The sequence below is a fragment of the Allosediminivita pacifica genome (assembly GCF_003054175.1).
In the GTDB taxonomy this organism is placed as follows: domain Bacteria; phylum Pseudomonadota; class Alphaproteobacteria; order Rhodobacterales; family Rhodobacteraceae; genus Allosediminivita; species Allosediminivita pacifica.
Genome location: NZ_QBKN01000029.1, coordinates 1 through 16,241 on the forward strand (window position 1 = coordinate 1; position 16,241 = coordinate 16,241).

19 protein-coding genes are annotated in these 16,241 nt (G+C 65.3%); 7 read left to right on the forward strand and 12 right to left on the reverse strand.

All coding sequences use genetic code 11. The features are described from left to right. From C8N44_RS18535 to C8N44_RS18555, 5 genes are all read left to right on the forward strand, one after another. Nucleotides 1–348: hypothetical protein (locus C8N44_RS18535; protein ID WP_210204187.1), on the forward strand; the 348-nt coding region annotated here is incomplete at its 5' end. A gap of 81 nt (nucleotides 349–429) precedes the next feature. Next, nucleotides 430–1,224 (forward strand): hypothetical protein, encoded by a 795-nt coding sequence (locus C8N44_RS18540; protein WP_076695371.1) that lies wholly within the window; start codon nucleotides 430–432, stop codon nucleotides 1,222–1,224. A gap of 79 nt (nucleotides 1,225–1,303) precedes the next feature. After that, entirely contained in the window at nucleotides 1,304–1,801 is a 498-nt protein-coding gene (locus tag C8N44_RS18545; protein ID WP_146178874.1) for a hypothetical protein, read from the forward strand. A gap of 64 nt (nucleotides 1,802–1,865) precedes the next feature. Further along, nucleotides 1,866–3,701, forward strand: a complete 1,836-nt coding sequence (locus tag C8N44_RS18550; protein ID WP_107978277.1) for a site-specific integrase — start codon at nucleotides 1,866–1,868, stop codon at nucleotides 3,699–3,701. Continuing rightward, a complete protein-coding gene (locus C8N44_RS18555) occupies nucleotides 3,698–5,095 on the forward strand; it encodes a hypothetical protein (RefSeq protein WP_107978278.1) in 1,398 nt (465 codons plus the stop codon). Before C8N44_RS18550 ends, C8N44_RS18555 begins: the two co-directional genes overlap by 4 nt. Nucleotides 5,096–5,147: 52 nt before the next feature. On the opposite strand, the gene C8N44_RS18560 is transcribed toward C8N44_RS18555, so the two are convergent. From C8N44_RS18560 to C8N44_RS18575, 4 genes are all read right to left on the reverse strand, one after another. Then, nucleotides 5,148–5,990, reverse strand: coding sequence for a DUF305 domain-containing protein (locus C8N44_RS18560; protein WP_107978279.1), 843 nt, complete (start codon nucleotides 5,988–5,990; stop codon nucleotides 5,148–5,150). Between the two features lie 97 nt (nucleotides 5,991–6,087). Then, a complete protein-coding gene (locus C8N44_RS18565) occupies nucleotides 6,088–6,708 on the reverse strand; it encodes a class I SAM-dependent methyltransferase (RefSeq protein WP_076695381.1) in 621 nt (206 codons plus the stop codon). Then, complete coding sequence (gene cueR / locus C8N44_RS18570) at nucleotides 6,705–7,130, reverse strand: Cu(I)-responsive transcriptional regulator (RefSeq protein ID WP_076695383.1); 426 nt, start codon at nucleotides 7,128–7,130, stop codon at nucleotides 6,705–6,707. Before cueR ends, C8N44_RS18565 begins: the two co-directional genes overlap by 4 nt. 13 nt (nucleotides 7,131–7,143) lie before the next feature. After that, nucleotides 7,144–9,651 (reverse strand): heavy metal translocating P-type ATPase, encoded by a 2,508-nt coding sequence (locus C8N44_RS18575; RefSeq protein ID WP_107978280.1) that lies wholly within the window; start codon nucleotides 9,649–9,651, stop codon nucleotides 7,144–7,146. Nucleotides 9,652–9,813: 162 nt separating this feature from the next. Between C8N44_RS18575 and C8N44_RS18580 the strand changes: the two genes are divergently transcribed. Beyond that, nucleotides 9,814–10,014, forward strand: coding sequence for a heavy-metal-associated domain-containing protein (locus C8N44_RS18580; protein WP_076695385.1), 201 nt, complete (start codon nucleotides 9,814–9,816; stop codon nucleotides 10,012–10,014). A 40-nt stretch (nucleotides 10,015–10,054) separates the two neighbouring features. Here C8N44_RS18580 and C8N44_RS18585 read toward each other — a convergent pair whose 3' ends face one another. Genes C8N44_RS18585 through C8N44_RS18620 form a run of 8 tightly spaced genes read right to left on the reverse strand, consistent with a single transcriptional unit; the run spans nucleotide 10,055 to nucleotide 15,694 of the window. Continuing rightward, entirely contained in the window at nucleotides 10,055–10,786 is a 732-nt protein-coding gene (locus C8N44_RS18585) for a DsbA family protein (protein WP_076695387.1), read from the reverse strand. Between the two features lies 1 nt (nucleotide 10,787). Continuing rightward, on the reverse strand, nucleotides 10,788–11,255 hold the full coding sequence (locus C8N44_RS18590; protein WP_107978319.1) for a c-type cytochrome: 468 nt from the start codon (nucleotides 11,253–11,255) through the stop codon (nucleotides 10,788–10,790). Next, nucleotides 11,252–12,643 carry a multicopper oxidase family protein gene (locus tag C8N44_RS18595; RefSeq protein ID WP_107978281.1) on the reverse strand — a complete coding sequence of 464 codons (1,392 nt, stop codon included), beginning with the start codon at nucleotides 12,641–12,643 and terminating at the stop codon, nucleotides 11,252–11,254. Before C8N44_RS18595 ends, C8N44_RS18590 begins: the two co-directional genes overlap by 4 nt. 44 nt (nucleotides 12,644–12,687) lie before the next feature. Further along, the gene (locus C8N44_RS18600) at nucleotides 12,688–13,641 is read right to left on the reverse strand and encodes a c-type cytochrome (RefSeq protein ID WP_107978282.1); all 954 of its coding nucleotides are present in this window, start codon (nucleotides 13,639–13,641) and stop codon (nucleotides 12,688–12,690) included. A gap of 2 nt (nucleotides 13,642–13,643) precedes the next feature. Next, nucleotides 13,644–14,252, reverse strand: coding sequence for a c-type cytochrome (locus tag C8N44_RS18605; protein ID WP_107978283.1), 609 nt, complete (start codon nucleotides 14,250–14,252; stop codon nucleotides 13,644–13,646). Nucleotides 14,253–14,295: 43 nt separating this feature from the next. Beyond that, complete coding sequence (locus C8N44_RS18610) at nucleotides 14,296–14,640, reverse strand: hypothetical protein (RefSeq protein WP_107978284.1); 345 nt, start codon at nucleotides 14,638–14,640, stop codon at nucleotides 14,296–14,298. After that, nucleotides 14,640–15,098 carry a c-type cytochrome gene (locus C8N44_RS18615; RefSeq protein ID WP_076695398.1) on the reverse strand — a complete coding sequence of 153 codons (459 nt, stop codon included), beginning with the start codon at nucleotides 15,096–15,098 and terminating at the stop codon, nucleotides 14,640–14,642. The genes C8N44_RS18610 and C8N44_RS18615 overlap by 1 nt, the downstream gene beginning before the upstream one ends. A 29-nt stretch (nucleotides 15,099–15,127) precedes the next feature. Continuing rightward, nucleotides 15,128–15,694 (reverse strand): L,D-transpeptidase, encoded by a 567-nt coding sequence (locus C8N44_RS18620; RefSeq protein ID WP_076695400.1) that lies wholly within the window; start codon nucleotides 15,692–15,694, stop codon nucleotides 15,128–15,130. A gap of 130 nt (nucleotides 15,695–15,824) precedes the next feature. Here C8N44_RS18620 and C8N44_RS18625 point away from each other — a divergent pair, with 130 nt between their 5' ends. Next, a complete protein-coding gene (locus tag C8N44_RS18625) occupies nucleotides 15,825–16,196 on the forward strand; it encodes a DUF2933 domain-containing protein (RefSeq protein WP_235905882.1) in 372 nt (123 codons plus the stop codon). Nucleotides 16,197–16,241 lie beyond the last annotated feature (45 nt).

Consider the following 16,241-nt stretch of genomic DNA (forward strand, 5'->3'; position numbering starts at 1 on the left):
CCGTATCCACGATCACAAGATCAACCGCCTCGACGAACTGCTCCCGTGGAACTGGAAGTCGTAGGATCAGGCGACGGTATCAACCGGTCGGTTACCCTTCCGCGCAGGTTCGAGACCGCGCTCGAGGGCGAGACCGTGCAGGTTCTCGAGGCCGCGCATTTCGTCTGGCGCTGCTTGCGAAAGTTCGGGGTCCATTCGTGCGGGGACGATCCTTTGACCGGCGAGTTGGTGTCGGAGGAGAACCTCGAGCGGATCATGCGCGAGCAACCCTTTATGACGCCCGCGTCGGCCCGCCTCCACGTCGCGCGGATCCGCGATTGGCGCGAAAGCCGCCCAGGCCTGGTTTAGATCAGCGTCAACCACGTCGGCGAAGAAATTCTTTCCGTCACTCTGTGCCTGGAACCATCTCCTGCAAAACAGGAGATGCCCATGCCGCCCTTCGCAAGACTTCACGCCGCGACACTCATCGATTTGAGTGTCTGGTCGAAGCTGTCGCGCAACGAAGTTCGCCGTTTTCTTGCCCGGTTCGAAATTGAACCGCTTGGTCGCAAGTACCCGATGCCGAGAGTTTATGAGCACCTGCTCGGCCTATCGCCATCGGGCCCCCTCGAAAACGACATGCTCGGCAGCGGCCTGGTACGTGTCGCGGACGTCGCGGAGTGGTTCGGTGTCTCCGGGGAGAATCTCCTTAACCAGCTGCGCGCGCCCGACAACCCCTACCCGCCACTCTACGCGTTTGGACCGAAGCGGAACCGCATGCTGAAGGCTCAGGTCGAGCAGCTGCTGGCGAGCCCCAGAAACACCTTTCATGACTTGGCGCCGATCCCCGGGCATGCCCTGCCCGCGACGCGCCTGGCGCGGCATCTCAAGGTCCCGCAAGCCCGGATCGACGCGATCCTCGCGGACGAGGGCGACCTGCCGGCCCGGATCATCAGCCATGGGCGCATCCGCTACATCGTTTCGGACGTGGTGCACAGGCTCGCATCCTCAGAAGAGAAACCCGCTTCGGAGGACGCTCTCCGGGCCGAAGAGACAAATATCGCCACCCCGAAGGCCGCGCCCTCCTCCACGGGCGGCACGTCTCGCGGCCTGTTCGCAGACACCACGGCACGTGCGGCCGCCCAGTCTGAAACGCAGCTCTCCTGCACAGGATCCGGCGCAAATGCACGCCGAGGCGATGGCCTGCACGGGGCGCCGGAAGAGGCGAAACTGTCGGGAACATAAGGCGTCGCTTAGTTCCCGGATATTCCGACTCGAGTGCACATTTTCGCTTCGTCTGCACGCCAAGCGACCAATCTCCTCAATGAACCAGATGAAAGGAAATTCCATGGGTCCCAAAACGAAATACCAAAGCCGCATCGTTGCGAACCCGCTCGCCCAGGCGCCATTCACGCTTCGGGAGGTGCTCGAGCACGAACCCGATCGGCGCCTACAGTCCGCCCTGCGCCGGCTCGAGACCCTCCTCGACAGGCCCCCCGAGAAGATTCCCGCGGACATCGACTGGTTCGATGCGCACTTTCCGAGCGGCGGCTTCGACAATGCCAAGGCGCCCTGGACCAGTGCCCAAGCCTACCAAGCTTGGCGCCACGCCGTCCGCCGCGCCATCCGGCGGTACGTCTTCGCGCTCGGCACGTCCGTCATGCGGATCCGTCACGTCCAGGCGAGCCTCCTCTCCCGGACGAATGCGCCCCCCCACTCCCCGATCCCGGCAGCCCAGCTTCTCGGGCACACTGGTGTCAAGCGCACCAGGGCCCATTACGCAAATTTCCGTGAGGCCGCATCGGACCCTAAGTCCGATTGACTCCGAAATCGCGCGGCCGTCCGGAACGTCGACCGCCTCCCTACAACCCGACAAGGAATACCGAATGGGTTTTTTCGCCAATGCCTCTCAGGCGGCCATGTCCGACGTCGTGCCAGCCTCGAAAACCATGCAGACAGTATGCGACGAGACCGTCAACGAAACCGAACGCACCCGCATTGCTCGGTTGGCCGAGTATTTCAACGCACCGCTCTCTACTCTCGATGGGGGCGAGGTCGACCTCCTCGCGTGGTTTGACACAAATTTCCCGGCACTCAAGCAGATCGGCGCCGGTCCGCTGCCCGGCTCAGGTCGGAGTTTCTGGCAGTCCAAGACCAGCTATGCAAAGTGGCGCGAGGTCGTCCGCCGCAGGATCCGGACCACCCTTGGTCTTGTCGCCGCGAAGAAAGCATTGCGGGAGCGCATCGACGGCTGGACCCCGTTCCTGGCCGTCCTGGCGGACCTATCAAAAGACCACGGTCCGGTGCATTCGGGGACACTCGGCGCGATCCGAACCTTCTCGGACCGCGCAAGAGCGGCCGGTATCGATCCGATGGACCTGACCCCCGACCTCGTTCCGCCCTTCCTGGATCAAATGCCCGTCCACGAGCGAGACGCGTCGGCGACAGCCCTCAGGGCACTTGCCCGCCATCGCGTCTTCCCGCAGATCGCAGCACATCTGCCACCAGACTTCGACCCAACCTATCTCGTTCCGACGGCCCGCATCCCCCTGCCCGACTCCGTGCGCAAGATGATCGCCGACATGGTCGAGACGGCACGCTACGACCAAAGCACCTACGATGATGTCTCCGAGAGTTGCACAGAGAATTACAAGGCGCAAACGGCCGAGACCTACCGCGCAGCTTTGGTCGCGCTGGCCCGGGCCGCACAGGAAACCGGCGCTGCGGACGTGGCGTCGTTGAACTGTCTCGACTCGCTGTTCGAGACACCGGTTCGCATCGCCGCCATCCGTCACTGGATCGAACAGTCTCAAACGGATGCCGGGTTCAGTCTTCGGACCGCCGCGGATTACGTCCGCATCGTCGCCCAGATCGGCAAGGCCAACGGTCTCAAGACCAAGAAGTGGCTGAAGAATTTGAAGAAGAACCCGCACCTTCAGGAAGGCCACGCGGCGGGTGAAAAGATGTCCGCCAAGAACCGGACCTTCTGCGAGAACCTCATTCACAATCCCGCAGACGTTCGAACGTTTCTCAGGCAACACGTGCTTTACCAGGAGCGTGCGAAGGACGTTCTCGCGACAGACAAGGCTCTCACCACATCGCAGCTGCGTGCCGCGCGGCGTCTATCGACCTGCGCCGCCTTCTCCGCGCTGGCAATCCGTGGCGCCGGCCTACGGAAAGGCAGTGCGCTGGCTGCAGAGTGTAGCGGCACCGGGCAGAATCTGTTCCGCAAGACGACAGGTGAAAGGAAGTTCTTCGAGCTACGGGTCGCGCAGAAAGACATGAAAGGCGAGTATGTTGAGCTGCCCCCTATCCACATCCGGGATGACAAGTATTGCGGCTACGATGTGCTCGACTGGTACCTGACGACTGGGCGGCCGCTTTTCGACTTCGCCAACCCGGACTACTGCGAAGAGAAGAAGTGCGCCCTGGCCACACACCTGTTCGTCTCCGAGCGATCGGCAAACCCTCTCGGAGGGAAGATGCTCTACAAGTGGCTGACCCGCAGTAGCGCAGAGATCGGCTTGCCGATGTTCCCGCACAATTTCCGGCATGGCTTCGCAACGCTGCTGCTCGCGCGGTCCTGGAGCAACCGAGGGCGGGCAGCCGCGTATCTCGGCTGCTCGGTCGGCGTGCTCGACACCTATTACGGGTGGATCGACAAGCGGCAGAAGCTCGAGGAAGTGCAGGATCTCCTGGCGGAGGCTTTGGCCGGAAAATGACCCGTCATGTCATCCTCGCAAAACCGCACTGGCAACCCAACGCGGCTTCCCCCATCCTGCTGGGCATGCCGCTCGCGGAGTTGCAGGCACTCGACAGCCTGGTCGAGTTCATGATCGAACATGGCTGCGCGGAACTCACGCCGTCCGACTGCCGGGTCTGGGCTCGCCTCAATGACGGCGCCGCCGCCATCGGCAATGCTGTCGCGGCAATGATCAAGACCGACGGTCCCGAGGCCCCGCCGCTCGCGTCTCTGCGTGCTGCAGAACAGTCTCTGACCGCCTGCGCGCGCTTTGCCGGCATCTCGCGTGAGCCGCGCCGCGACTACAAGCGCAATATCTCGCTTTATCTCGAAGAGCTTCCCATGGAGTGGCAACAACACCTTGCGGGCATCCGGGACCGGAGGGAAGGTGGCGAGATCAAGCTGGCACCGGATCTCTACGACCGCATGACCCGGAAACTGTGTCAATACGGCTGGTATCTCCGGGAAAGCCAGCTGGCGCTGGACTTCGAAATAACCTCCCTCCGGAAATACTATACTTTTGAGACGACCAGAATTTCCGCCCGGGGCGCGCCACTGAGCACCTCAACCATCATCGCGACATTCGCCGATCTCAGGGATTTCCTCCGCTTCTCGAAGGCCTACCCGAAGCCCCTGGTCAAGCAAATCGACAAGCTTCTCCAGAAGCTGCGGGACCGGGCCAGCGTCGAGACGGCGCAGAAATTTGCCGCCCTTGCCGCGATCGACATCACGACCATTCATCCGCGCGCCGAATCCATCCTCGCAGACGTGGCCAAGCAAACCAACCCGGCAACGCGGGTCATCAAGCGCAATCGGGCCATGGCGATCGCGGTGCCCCCGCTAACTCCCCTTCGACGAGAATGGCATGATCTCAGGTTCGGCCGCGACCTCGTCTGGACCGAGGGCCGTTACCGCCTGCGGGACTACAAGTTGCGCAAGACACGGCATCGTCCCGGTCGGGAGGACTACCCCGGTTCGGTTCATCCGAATGTGCAGCATTTCGTCGATGCCCGCCTGCTTCAGGATGATGACCCGAAATATCTCGACGCCCTGCGCGACGCGGCCAAGGAAGAAGAATGGCCTCTTTTTGTCCATCCTGACAGCACGCGCGTTGCCGAGAACTACGTGTCGCAGGTCTGGTCAACCGAGTTTGGGACCGGTGCTCATATCTGTCGATCCATCGTCTACGATGTCGTGTTCGCGATCAGCGAGGATGCGACGCTGGCCGGCATGTTGATGAATGACCACACCTCGCAGCAGGCCCGAAAGAAATATACTGGTGACAGGGCAAAACTGGCCGCGCTCGCGGCAGCCGGGAAAGAGATCGACGACATCTTCGACGAGTACAATGGATCACGTGGAGCCTCCGCGTGATACCGCAGCGCAGATTTTAGACGAGGCAGTCTGGGTGCCGTCGCGCTCGACGTCAGCCGCACGACCAGAAACCCCGGTAGCCTGCAGTCAGCCCCGCATCGAGGGCGAAGGTCAGTTCCGCATCACCCCGCCAGTCCGCCTCATCTCCGAGCGGTCGAACGCTGACCTCCATGCCATCCGAGGTGAAGCTGGGCTCGCCACCGGAAGATTGCAGACCGACAAGAACACCGTTGAGCTTGGTCACGGCTTCACCGTCCGGTCCGGTCCAAAGGATCGGGTCGGCCTCGGGACTGCGGTTGAAGCGGCATGCGCCCGGCGCGTCGACGACCCGGTTCGCCTCCTCCTCGGGGAGCGGCGAAAGGTCGAGCTTGGAAATCAGGGTGTTGTTCAGGGCGTCCTCTACGCTGCCCGGTTCGGCGGCGGGGTCTTCGTAGATGTCGTTGACCACGTTGCCGCCGGAGACATCCGCGATCAGATGGCTCATCTGCGCGATCTCCTTGCGCTGCGCGGCGATGATCTCGTCGGCGAGCTTGCGCACGCGCGCGTCCTCGATCCCGGCCCGCTCCGACGTCATGACCGCGATGGAATGGTGCGGGATCATCGCGCGCATGTAGCTGGGCCCGCTGACGGTGACCTGGCTGCGAACCAGCCAGAGAGATCCGGCGAAGACGACCGCCGCGCCAAGAAAAATGGCGATGTTCAGCGCTTTGCTCGAATACATGGCCACCATGAAGGACAGCATCACGATGGCCATCGTTGCCCCCATCAGGATGGCCATGTAGGCGCGCGTCTCGGAGAAGAAGAGATGCTCCCACGCGTAGGTGTTCAGATACATCAGGATGAACATGATGATCGTCGAAGTCGCGATCATCAGACCGAACCGAATATAGGACATGTCGCCTCCTCAATTGCCGTAAATTGAGTGTGAAACAACACTCCCGCGCTGGAGGGTTCCCCTTGGCCAACCTCGGGCCGGGTCTGGGGCCGACGGCTCAAACCCGTCGGAGCACAGCGAACTCGAAGCTCTGGGTTCCCCCTCCCGGCGTCTCGTGCCTGTGCCTTCGCGTGTCCAGGAGCGAGAACTCAGGTGCGAAGAAGTCCAACAGATCGTCCGCGGACCAGCGCCTCACCGGCAGGCCGCTGCACCGCTCGGGGCCGTCTGGCGCGAAGGTGCCGATGATCGCCACGGACCCGGGCACGGTGGCCGCCAGCATCGCCCGGCGATAGGCCGCCTGGCCGGACTCCGACACGAGGAAGTGCATCACCGCCCGATCATGCCAGACATCCCAGTGACGGGCCGGCTTCCAAGTGGTGACATCGGCCACGATGAAACCGACCCGATCCGCCAAGGAGGCGAGGCGCTTTCTCGTCCGCGCGAGCGCCGCTTCGGAGATATCCAGGATCGACAGGTCGCGATAACCCGAGGCCAGGAGCGCTTCCGCAAGGCGCGAAGCCCCGCCGCCGATGTCGATAACCGATGCCGCCTTGCCGCCGCCGTGGCGCTCTATCAGCTCAAGGCTTGGCTGCGGCTCCGACTGGAACCAGGAGACGGCCCCTTCGTCGCGCGACTCGTAGACCTCATCCCAGTGCGCTCTGTCCCCGGTTCCCGTCATCGGACTCCCTCTGATGCGCCGACCGCCTCTTCCGGAACATCCTGCGCCAGGTCCTCCAGGATCGGGCAGTCGGGGCGGTCGTCCCCGGCGCAGCAGCTCACCAGTTCGGCCAGCGTCGCGCGCATCGACTGAAGCTGCGCGATCTTGTCGTCGATCTGGTGCAGGTGCTCTTCGGCGACGCGCTTGACCTGCCCGCTCTCGCGGCTCTCGTCCTCGTAGAGGGCGATCAGGGTGCGGCAGTCCTCGATGGTGAAGCCCAGCGCGCGGGCGCGGCCGAGGAAGGCCAGCTTGTGCAGGTCCTGTTCGCGGAACCGGCGATAGCCGTTCTCGCCGCGCTGCGGGCGGATCAGGCCGATCTCCTCGTAGTAGCGGATCGTCTTGGCGGGCAGGCCCGAGCGTTGGGCGACGTCTCCGATGTTCATGGCAGTCCTCCTTTCACTCTGCGGGCGCGTGCGCCGCGTGGGCGGCCGGGCGCGCGGCGGCGCCCTCGTCCATGGCGGGCGCGATGCGGCGCAGGCGCAGCGCGTTGGTCAGCACGAAGACCGACGAGAGCGCCATGGCCCCGGCGGCCAGCATTGGCGAGAGCAGCAGGCCGAAGGCCGGGTAGAGCACGCCCGCCGCGACCGGGATCAGCGCGGTGTTGTAGCCGAAGGCCCAGAACAGGTTCTCGCGGATGTTGCGCATGGTGCGGGTCGAGACCTCGAAGGCGTTGACCACACCGCGCAGGTCGCCGGACATGAGCACCACGTCGGCGGACTCGATGGCGACGTCCGTGCCGGTGCCGATGGCGATGCCGACGTCGGCATGGGCCAGCGCGGGCGCGTCATTGATGCCGTCGCCGACGAAGGCGACCTGGCGGTGCCCCTCGCGCAGCTCGTCCAGCGCGGCGACCTTGCCGTCGGGCAGGACGCCCGCGATGACATGGTCGATGCCGGTCTCGCGCGCGATGGCCTCTGCCGTCTCGCGCTTGTCGCCGGTGATCATCGCGACGGTCAGGCCCTTGTCGTGCAGCGCGGCGATGGCCTCGCGGCTGGCAGGCTTCACGGGGTCGGCCACGCCGATGACCGCGGCGATGCGGCCGTCGATGGCGGCAAAGAGAGCGGTGCGGCCGCGGCTGGCAAGCTCGGTCTCGCGCGCCGCGAGCGCGCCGGTCTCGATGCCCTCGCGGGCCATCAGGCGGTCGGCGCCGACCAGGACCTCGGCGCCGTCCACCGTGGCGCGGACGCCGTGGCCGGTGACGGAGGTGAAATCCGTGGCCTCGGCGCGCGGGGCGCCCTCTGCCCGGGCGGCGCGGACGACGGCCTCGGCGATGGGGTGCTCGGAGCGCGACTCGACCGCCGCGATCTTGGACAGGACGTCGGCGCGCTCGCCCCCCTCGGCCAGCACGAGGTCGGTCATCTCGGGCCGCCCCTCGGTCACGGTGCCGGTCTTGTCGAGCGCCACGACGCCCACGGAGGCGAGCTGCTGCAGCGCGTCGCCCTTGCGGAAGAGGACGCCCATCTCGGCGGCGCGGCCGGTGCCGACCATGATCGAGGTCGGCGTCGCGAGGCCCATGGCGCAGGGGCATGCGATGATGAGGACCGAGACCCCGGCCACCAGCGCCAGCGTCACCGCGGGCGACGGGCCGAAGACCAGCCAGACCAGCACGGTCAGCAGCGCCGCCGACATGACGGCGGGCACGAACCACAGGGTGATGCGGTCGACCAGCCCCTGGATTGGCAGCTTGGCGCCCTGCGCCTCCTCGACCATGCGGATGATCTGCGACAGCGTAGTGTCGGCGCCGACGCGGGTGGCGCGGAAGGTCAGGCTGCCCGCGCCGTTCACGGTGCCGCCGGTGATGGCGTCGCCAGGGCCCTTCTCGGCCGGGACCGGCTCGCCGGTGAGCATGCTTTCGTCGACGTGGCTGGAGCCCTCGGTGACCTCGCCGTCCACGGCAATACGCTCGCCCGGCCGCACGAGGACCATGTCGCCGGCGGAAAGATCGTCGACCGAGACCTCGACGCTTTCGCCGTCGCGCATGACGCGGGCGGTGCGGACCTGCAGGCCCAGCAGCTTGCGGATCGCCGCGCCGGTGCGGCCCTTGGCGCGCGCCTCGAGGAAGCGGCCGAGCAGGATCAGCACGACGATGACGGCGGCCGCCTCGAAATAGACGGCGCGCACCGCCTCGGGGAGCAGCGCCGGAAGGAATGTCGCCACGACCGAGTAGAAGTAGGCCGCCCCGGTGCCCACGGCGACGAGGCTGTTCATGTCGGGCGCGCCCTTGAGCAGCGCGGGGATGCCCTTGCGGTAGAACATGCGCCCGGGGCCGGCGAGCACCAGCGTGGTCAGCACGAACTGCAGCACCCAGCTGGTCTGCTGGCCGATGGTGGCGTCGATCCAGTGGTGCACGGCGGGAAAGACGTGGCCGCCCATCTCGACCAGGAAGACCGGGAGCGCGAGCGCGGCGGCCAGCGCCGTCTGGCGCAGCAGGCCGCGCGCCTCCTCTTCCTTGCGGGCACCACGATCCTCGCCGCCGGAGGCCTCGGCCACCGTGGCGGGGTAGCCCATCTCGGCGCTGGCGGCGGTCAGGTCAGAGGGCGTGACCGCGCCCTCGGCGTAGGTGACCTTCGCGGTTTCCGAGGCGAGGTTCACGTTCACCTCGAGCACGCCCGGCACGGCCTCGAGCGCCTTGTCGACGCGACCCACGCAGGATGCGCAGGACATCGACTCGATGTTCAGCGTCACCGTCGCCCGGCGCGCCGGGTAGCCCAAGTCGTCGAGCGCCTCGACCGCCGCGCCGACACGCGCGGGATCGTCGACGGTCATGCGGGCGGTTTCCGAGGCGAGGTTGACCGAGACGTCATGGACCCCCTCCAGCGCCGCCAGACCGCGATCCACGCGCCCCACGCAGGAGGCGCAGGACATGCCCTCGACGGAGAGAGTGACGGGCTTTGGTTCGGGCATGACGGCCTCCTTGATTCCTCTTGGCTGCCCCTCATGTGGGGCCTCCAGTCACTGGAAGGTCAAGCGTGCGGATGAATTTTCTTCGCGGTGACCGGCCCTCTTGACCTTCCACCCGCTGGAATCCTCATATCTGCGGCGAAGCAAACGCAAGGAGACGTCGCAATGCAATTCAATGTGCCCGACATGAGCTGCGGCCACTGCACGGCTGCCATCGAGAAATCGGTCAAGGCCGCCGACCCCGGCGCCGATGTCGCCTGCGACCTGGACACGCACCGGGTCAGCATCAACAGCGTCCTCGCGCCGGAGCAGGTGAGCGCGGCGATCAAGGACGCGGGCTACGACGCACAGCAGGTCAGCGCCTGACCATGGCCCGCGCCGGTCATCGCTGGCGCAGAGCTTACCGTCACTGCGAAGAATCGCGTGCCTCGCTCACCAGATCGGAGAGACGCTCTTTCTCGACGAAGCCGGGCACGAGCGCGTCGCCGATGACGAAGGACGGCGTCCCATTGAACCCGAGCGCCTGCGTCAGGCGCATCGAGGTTTCAATGTGCTCGGCAACTTCCTGGGCCTCCATGTCCTGTCTCAGTTGATCCAGGTCCAGCCCGACGTCTTCGGCGACACGCATGACTGAGGCTTCGTTCGCGCGGCCATCAATCGCCATCATCGCCCAGTGAAAGTCTTCGTATTTGCCTTGCGCACGGGCCGCGAGCGCCGCCTTGGCGGCAAAGACGGATCCTTCGCCGAGGATGGGCCATTCGCGGTAGACGAGCCGGACGTTCGGGTCTTCCTCGATCAGGGCCCGGATCTCCGGTTTTGCGCGGCGGCAATAGGGGCAGTTGTAGTCGAAGAACTCCACCACGGTCACATCGCCGTCCGGGTTGCCGAGCACGGGCGCGTTCGGATCATGCTCGATCAGGTCACGCTGGTTGCGCAGCACGTCCGACTGGTTCTGGGCCTGGGCATCCGCCTGCCGCTGTTCGAGCAGCGCGACCGCCTCCATGATGATCTCGGGGTTCTCGCGTATCGCCTCGAGGACCAGTTCCTTGACCCGCGCCTCGTCAAGCTCCTGGGAGAGCGCAGGCATCGGCAGCAGGGCTGCCATCGCCAGCGCAAGGATCGGTTTCTTCAGCGTCATTTCAGTTCGCTCCATTGTCCGCTTTCGTTCGTTCTGCCTGGGCTTGTTTCACGTCTTCGGGCCAGGTCGAGCGGATGTAACCCAGAATGTTTCGGATCTGTTGATCCGTCAGGCTGTCACCGAAACCCGGCATGCCACTGCCGAATTCCATGCCACGTTGCGCCATCAGGGCCTCTCCGCCCAGCTTGGTATAGTCGAACAGGACGCTGTCCGGGTGATGCCAGGTATGACCCGTCTCGTTATGCGGCGGCGCCGGCAGACGCCCATCGGGGCCGGGTGAGCGCCAGTCGGGCTGGCCCTCAAGCTCGGCTCCGTGGCAGGAGGCGCAGTTCTCGGCGTAGAGCGCCTTGCCTTCGGCGATGTCCACCGGCGCCGCAGAGGCATTCTCGGTCGTCCCCTGCCCGAGGACGAACCAGAAGCCCGCAGCCGCAAGAACCGCGAAGACTGTCCCGATGACAACGCCCCTCATGTGACCCGCACCCATGTCGTCATGCCCGAGGCCGCGTGACCGAGCATGTGGCAGTGGAACAGCCAGTCGCCGGGATTGTCGACGGTGAAGGCGATCTCGCGCGTCTCCCTGCCGCCAACAAGGATCGTGTCCCGAAGCGGTCCCAACGCGCCGTCCTCGGACACCTCTCGGAAATGCATGCCGTGCAGGTGCATGGCGTGGGGAAAAACGGTGTCGTTGACGATCTCCAGCAGCACGGTCTCGCCCAGCCCCAAGTCGGCCAGCGGCGTATCTGTCATCTCTGCCACGCCGTTGAATGCCCAGAACCGACCCGCGGCCGCCAATTCGCGGAAAGCCATGCGTTCGCCGTTCAGGATGGCGGAGTCCATGCGCCCCATCGCGCCGCCCGACATGACGAGCCGCAGCGGAGTCGCCCCGGCCAGGTCCGGCAGATCCATCTTCGGGTTCGGCGGCAGGGCCACGGGCGCCGCGCGCCGCGTCTGGCTGGCCGTGCCCGACACAGTGAAAACGACCTGCGAAAAATTCTCGGCATCGCCGACATGGACCAGGTCTGCCGTTTCCCCTTCTTCTGCCAAAACGTCGACGATCAGGTCCGTCCGCTGTGCCGGGCCAAGGACAAGGACATGCTCCACCGGGGCTGGCGTGGCGAGCGGCATCCCGTCCAGGGCCACGATCCAGCCCTCCAGCCCCGACAGCTTCAGCGGGAAAATCCGGGCGTTCGATGCGTTGATCAGCCGAAGACGCAGCCGCTCGTGCCGTCGCACGGGCAGCGACAGGTTGTAGCGCCCGTTGGTGGTGACGTAATTCCCTGTGCGTCCGCCGTGGCTCATCATCATCGGATGACCGAAACTGTCGTCGATCTGGCCGGTCTCGGGATTCAGCAACCAGTCGTCGAGAACGAGCACCTCTTCGCGATCGACATCCGGCGCCTCGGCTTCGTCGACGATCAGCGGGCCATGCAGTCCGCGTGCCACCTGTTCCCAGGACCTGTTGTGCGCGTGATACCAGTAGGTCCCGGCATCCGGCGTCACGAAATCGTAGTCGAAGGTGCCGCCTGGCGCGACGGCGTCCTGCGTCAGGCCTGACACCCCGTCCATCGCATTGTCGATGCGGATCCCGTGCCAGTGGATCGAACTGGCCTGCGGCAGGTCGTTGACAAAGCGCCGGCGCAGGCGCTGGCCCTGCCCCACCCGGATCTCGCGTCCCGGGATGGTGCCGCCATAGCCCCAGACCTCGGTCTGCGGGTAACTTTCGGGCAGCAATTGAAGCCGAGCGACCTGCGCCGCGAGTTCGGGCTTCTCCTCGGCGGCGAAGAGCCCCCGCGGAAGGCCCGCGCCAAGCCCAGCAAGTCCGGCCAGTTTCAGGGCATCACGCCTTGTGGCTATCATCGGTTCATTCCTTTCAGAGCGGGGCCGATGGCCCCGCCGTTCTCTCAGTCGATCCGGGTCTTCCGCTCTGCGGACTCCCCTTCTTCCTTCACGATGTCGTCGGCCCCGCCTACCTCCGCGTCGAACAGGTAGATCGCCATCGCCTCGCGATCCTGTGAAGACAGGAACCGCGTGCCTTCGCGAACAACCTCGGCCATGCTGCCGCCGAATGCGTCGCCCGAGGGCGTGACGCCCGATTGCAGCGCATAGGCCAGCGACGAGACCGTCCATCCGTTCTGTTCGAGGTCTTCGGCCCGGATGGACGGCGCCTTGCTACCGCCCGGAAGCTCGGCATTGCCGGCAAAGACGGCGCCAAGGTCACGGCCACCCGCCAGGTTCCGCGGCGTGTGGCAGGCCCCGCAATGCGCGGCACCACGCACCAGTTCACGGCCCCGGTTCCAGGCGTCGCTGCGGTCGGGCAGCGGTTCCGTGTTGGGCTCGTAGAAGAACGCGGCGCGCCAGAGCTTCAGCCCCCACCGCTGATCGAAGGGGAAGCTGACGTCGTGTTCTGGCGCGGGTTCGGCCACCGGCGTGACGGTCTGGAACGCGGCCCAGAGATCGGCAATGTTCTGGTCCGAGAACTCGGCATAGAACGGATAGGGGAAAGCCGGGAAATAAGGCTCGCCGTCCGGGCCTATGCCCTGGCGAACCGCCTTGGCAAAGCTCTCTGCCGTCCAGTCTCCGATCCCGTGCTCCGGGTCCGGGGTCAGGTTCGACGGGTAGAAGGTGCCGAAATCCGTCTCGAGCGGAGCGCCGCCCGCCAGGGGAGCGCCTCCTACCTCGAAATTCGAATGACAGGCGATGCAGCCGCTGGCGCGCGCCAGGTAGGCCCCCCTGTCGACGTTACCCTCCAGCTCGATCGGCGCGGGTGCGCTGCCGACCGGCCATGCGATCACCGCGGCCAGGGCGGCGCCGCCAAGCGCCGCCGCCCCGACCGACCAATAGATTATCCGACGCATGGTCAGTCGTCTTCCGCCCGGAACCGCGAATGGCAGGCCGAGCAGACCTGCGTCGTCATGTTGAACGCCGCATCGGCCGGCATTTCGGCGATGTCCTCCGCGCTCATCATGTCGGACGCGTCATCGCCCATCATGCCCGAGCCAGAGCCCATCATGGACCCGCTTCCCATCATGGAGCCGGACCCCATGCCGGAGCTGCCGCCCATCATGGATCCTGCGCCCATGTTGCCGCCACCCGCCATGCCGTTGCCGGCGGCGCCTTCCAGGCCCTCGCCGTAGACGTCGAGCAACCTCGCAAGCTCCTCGAACCGCTCCCAGTCCGACCAGATCACGTCCTTGGCTTCGGAGGGTGCCCCGTCGGAGCCTTCCGGGAACAGCTCGGTCAGGGCCTCGCCCGAATGCTCCTGGAAGGTGCGCGCGGCGTCGCGCATGACATCGGCGTCATACTCGGCCTCGCCCTGCATCATCGGGGTGACCGTCTTCACGGCGTCGCCCATGGCCTTCATTGCTTCCATGCGTTCCTTGACGATGCCCGTCGCGCCGCTGTGTGCGAGGGCGGCCGCCGCCGTTCCAGTCACGGCGATTGCTGCCAGAATGGTCGTTCTCTTCATCGTATCGTTACTCCGTCGTCCTGAATTCCGGTTCATGGGTTGTTCAGGAATGCCGGCGCGGCGGCGGGAGGTCCATGTCGGGGCGAACGTCGTCAACCATGTGGAACGGCGTGAGGTATGCCGTCGTGGTGACGAATTCAGGCGGCGTGATGTCCACCGCCAGGATGAAAACGGCGGCCGTGAAGCAGTCGAGCCCGGGATGGCAATGCCCCGCGCCCTCCTCGTCCGACTGGTGGACCGGTGAGTCATGTGCCTCATGCAGGGCCGCCGAGCGGGACGGCGCGTGATCGTCCGCGTGAGCCGACGCGGTATCGGGCACGCCCGCCACGAACATCACGGCAAGCAGAACCAGGGCGTTCAGCAATCCGTTCGCACGCCGCAGGATCATCACTCGATCCCGTTTGCCCGCTGCAGTTCGCGGACATAGGCCACGACCATCTTGACGTCGCCCGGCGTCACGCCTTCGACCGGGGGCATGTTGCCGAAATCCCAATGATGCGACCGCACCCCGTTCTGAGCCGCCGCGACAAACGCCATGTCGGAATGATGGCTCGGCTCGTAGATCTTATGAACCAGTGGCGGCGCGACTCCATTCTGTCCGGCTGCGCTCTGACCGTGGCAACTGGAACACTTGGCCTCGAAGATCTTCTTCCCCAGTTGGGCGTTGCCGGAAAGCTCTTCCGGCAGGCTGACCTCCGCAATCGGAGCGCCTTCGGCAACCTCACTGATGTCAGGCGGTGTCATCGAATGCCCCGTCGGCGCGGCCGCGGGCTGCAGGAACTGCCAGCCCGCAATTCCGAGCCCCCCGGCCAGAACGACGGCCACCATCACGGTCAGCTTGTCCATGTACCTGTCTTTCTTTCTCTTTCCGAAACTCAGATGAGCTTGACCTGGGTTCCTACGGGCGCCCTTTCATAGACCTCCTCGATCTGCCGGTTGTAGAGGCCGATACAACCGCTCGAGGAGCGGCGCCCGATCTTGCGCGTGTCCTGCGTGCCGTGGATCCGGTAGTACTGCCACGAGAGATAAAGCGCGCGCGTGCCGAGCGGATTGCGCGGGTCGCCGCCTTCGACGTAAGCGGGCAAGGTCGGATCGCGCTCCCGCATCGACGCCGTGGGGCCCCAGCCCGGGTTCTCGCGTTTTTCGACAACCTCGGTGTAGCCGCGGCGGGTGAGGTCCTCGGTCAGCGGGACGGAGGTCGGGTAGATGCGCATCTCGCCGTCTCCCGTCCAGTGCTGGAGCATCCTCGACGTGGTGTCGGCGATGATGATGCCGTTTCCGATCCGGTCGAAGTGATCGCGCCAGTCGTGCGTGCGGAACGACGAAATGTTGCGCCGCGCCTTATCGGCGGCGGCGTGAACGATACCCGGCGTGGCTATCAGGGCGAGAGCACCGCCGATCAGTCCGCGCCGGTTCAAGTTGATCGAACGATCTGCCTTCATCTGCCTGTGTCCTTCTTCCTTGCCTGTTCCAAGAAGATGAATACCCGAGAAGGTGCGTGCGACAACCTGACAAGCCTGCGAGAAATGTATCGGTTTGTATCCTTGACCTTCCACTCCGGGAGGGCGGCAAATGAAGCAACAATTTCTGAAGGATGAGGCGACCATGATACACGCAAATCGACCTGGCAACCCCCAAGGCAACAAGCTCATGCGATACGGCATGATGGCCTGCTGCGCGGTCATGCTGATCCCCGTCGGCGCATTCTTCGTTACGGGAGGTAGCGTTTCAGGTCTCTGGGCCAATGCCGGGATTTTCGCCCCGTTGATCCTGTGCGCCGGGGGCCATGTTGTCATGCACAGGATGATGGGCAAGTCCTGCCATGGGGACGGTGAAACAGCTCCCAAGCTCATCGCTGAGCCCATACCGGTTGCCGACGATCGGCCAGGGAACGAAAGTCGGACGGGGAGCCCGGGTGTCCACGCCACAAGTCTTGAAGGTTAGCGCATTGCTGCTTGCGCTCGGCGGATGCTCGGCCTCTCTTGCCGA